3 protein-coding genes and 1 pseudogene are annotated in these 2,497 nt (G+C 75.0%); 3 read left to right on the top strand and 1 reads right to left on the bottom strand.

Annotation, left to right across the window (positions count from 1 at the left end; genetic code table 11):
* Positions 1 to 7: 7 nt before the first annotated feature.
* The gene (locus VGH76_RS27935) at positions 8 to 148 is read left to right on the top strand and encodes a glycine betaine ABC transporter substrate-binding protein (RefSeq protein ID WP_414637682.1); all 141 of its coding nucleotides are present in this window, start codon (positions 8 to 10) and stop codon (positions 146 to 148) included.
* Positions 149 to 191: 43 nt separating this feature from the next.
* Positions 192 to 1,181, top strand: a complete 990-nt coding sequence (locus tag VGH76_RS06380) for a glycine betaine ABC transporter substrate-binding protein (RefSeq protein WP_331555780.1) — start codon at positions 192 to 194, stop codon at positions 1,179 to 1,181.
* Between the two features lie 20 nt (positions 1,182 to 1,201).
* On the opposite strand, the gene VGH76_RS06375 is transcribed toward VGH76_RS06380, so the two are convergent.
* On the bottom strand, positions 1,202 to 1,864 hold the full coding sequence (locus VGH76_RS06375; RefSeq protein WP_331555779.1) for an SDR family oxidoreductase: 663 nt from the start codon (positions 1,862 to 1,864) through the stop codon (positions 1,202 to 1,204).
* A gap of 263 nt (positions 1,865 to 2,127) precedes the next feature.
* Between VGH76_RS06375 and VGH76_RS06370 the strand changes: the two are divergent.
* A pseudogene (locus VGH76_RS06370) lies at positions 2,128 to 2,497 on the top strand (amidohydrolase); the annotation flags it as partial.

Raw genomic sequence — 2,497 nt, 5'->3', positions numbered from 1 at the left:
CCCGCGGCTGGCCCTGCTCTCCGAGCGCCTCGCCCCGATGCTCACCGAGCAGGTGATGCGGGAGCTCAACGCCCGGGTCTCGGTGGGGAAGCGCTCGCCCGACGAGGTGGCGCGCACCTTCCTGCGGGAGCAGGGCCTCACGGGGTGAGGCCGTACCGGCTCCCCCGGGCGCGCCCTGCCATGATGCCGCGGTGCTCCGGCCGGTCCCGACGCCCGTCCCGGCCAGGGCGGGGCTCGCGGTCCTGGTGGTGATCGCCGTGCTCACGGTGCTCGTCACGGCCTGCGGCAGCGCCCGGCCCGGCTCCCCGGAGGCCTCGGGCGGCCTCCTCGCCCAGCGCGCCGACCTGCGGGGGGCGAGCTACGTCGTCGGCGGGGGGCCGAGCACCCCGCTGCGCCTGCTGTGCCAGATCACCATCGCCGCGGTCCAGGCCGCGGACGGCGACGCGGACGACGAGTGCGGCAAGACCGGTGCCCTCGACGTGTACGGGTCGCCCCAGGAGTCCGACGTCGACACGGGGTGGGCCTCGCTGCGCACGACCCTCCCCGACGGCACCCCGTCCCCCGACGACGCCGTCCCGCCCTCGCCACCCACGCTCGCCGCCCTCCGCTCCCTCGACGCCCCGCTCGGCGTCACGTGGCTCGACCCGACCGCCTTCGACGGGGCGGACGTCGTCGTCACCCGCCCCGGGGCGGCGGCCGACCTGCCGGGGCTGGCCGGGCTCGCCCGCACCTCGCCGGTGACGCTGTGCGCGGTCGCCGACGCCGTGCCCGGCACCACCGCCGCCCCGGGCACCACCGCTGTGACGGCGGGCTACGGCTTCGCACCCGTGGTCGTGCCCGAGGACGCCAACGCGGTGCTCGCCGGCGTGGCCACCGGGCGCTGCACGGCCGGGCTGGTCCCCGGCGACGCCGGGCGCGTGCCCGCGCTGGGGCTCGTCGTGCTCCCCGACGTCCGCGGCGTGCTCACCGGTCCCGCCGGGCCCCGCGGGTACGCCCCGGTGATGCGCACCGGCGTGCTCGACGGCCACCCCGGCGCCGCCGACGTTCTCGGCGAGGTCACCCGCCGGCTCGACGGGACCGCGATGCGGAGCATGGTCCGCGAGGTCGAGGTCGACGGCCGGGACCCCCGCGACGTGGCCCGGCGCTGGCTCGTCGCGGCGGGGCTCGTCGCGAAGGGCTGAACAGTCGCGCCAAGGTGCAGCTACCCGAGCTCGTCGACGGCGGTGGTCAGCGGGACGGTGCCGTTGATGAGCTCGAGGGTGCGCCCGGCCGTGCCCGGTGCGTCGAGGAGCGCGACGAGCGTGGCGGCGGTGTCCTCGCGGGTGACCTCCTCGTGGCCGACCCGGCTCTCGGCGAGCGTGACCCGTCCCGTCGCGGGGTCGTCGGTGAGCCGACCCGGGCGCAGGACGGTGGCGTCGAGATCGCCGCGACCCGAGACCCCCTGCTCCGCGTCGCGCTTGGCGCGCAGGTACTCGCCCCAGACCGAGTCGTCCTCGTCCTGCGACGGCGCCTCGGCGGCGCCCATCGCGGAGACGAGCAGGTAGCGGCGGACCCCGGCCTTCCCGGCGGCGTCGGCGAGCAGGAGGGCGGCGTCGCGGTCGACGGTGCGCTTGCGCTCGGCGGTGCTGTTCGGTCCCGCGCCGGCTGCGAACACGACCGCATCGGCACCGCGGAGGTGCTCGGCGAGCTCGACGGCGCCGATCGACTCGAGGTCGACGACGACGGGCTCGGCGCCCGCGGCGCGGACATCCTCGGCGTGGTCGGGGTTGCGGACGAGCGCCACCGGCTCGTCGCCCCGTTGGGCGAGCTGCCGCTCGAGGACGAGGGCGATCTTGCCGTGGCCTCCGGCGATGACGACGCGCATACCGATCGCCTACCCGGGGCGCGGATCCGATACGCGTCGGTGTCCGTTCCGCCGGTTTCGGCGCTCCGTGGATACCGAGACCTTGCGCACAACCGATCCTTCGCCTGTGATGGAGATCGCCACCGCGCCGACCGGCTCCGCGACTCCTCGTCGCCGACGGGCCCGTGCACCACCACCCACGGGCCGTGCCCGGTCACCCGGCCGTGCCCACTCCACCACCACCGAGCGTGGCCGATCCGGCGCGCGCGCAGGAGGACGAACCCGTGTACGAGAAGAACGGTGAGAAGTACTTCGTCGTCGACTCCCACATGCACTACTGGGACGCGTCGCCCGAGAACTGGGTGGCCGGTGCCGAGCAGTACGCCAAGGGCTGGATCGAGTGCTTCCACGCCTATCAGTCGCTGGGGCCCGCCGAGACGCACCGGTCGATCGAGCACTTCCAGAAGTACTCGGAAGAGGACTTGATGAAGGACCTCTTCGAGGACGGCCACGTCGACGTCGCCATCGCGCAGCCCACCTACCTGCGGGAGTGGTACACCGAGGGCTTCAACACCACCGAGCGCAATGGCGAACTGCTCGCCAAGTACCCCGAGAAGTTCCGCCTGAACACGCGGTTCGACCCGCGCGACGGCG

The sequence above is a fragment of the Actinomycetospora sp. genome, assembly GCF_036497585.1.
Classification (GTDB): domain Bacteria; phylum Actinomycetota; class Actinomycetes; order Mycobacteriales; family Pseudonocardiaceae; genus Actinomycetospora.
Note: the sequence above shows the minus strand (reverse complement) of the source record. Positions and strands in the feature narration are given on the sequence as shown.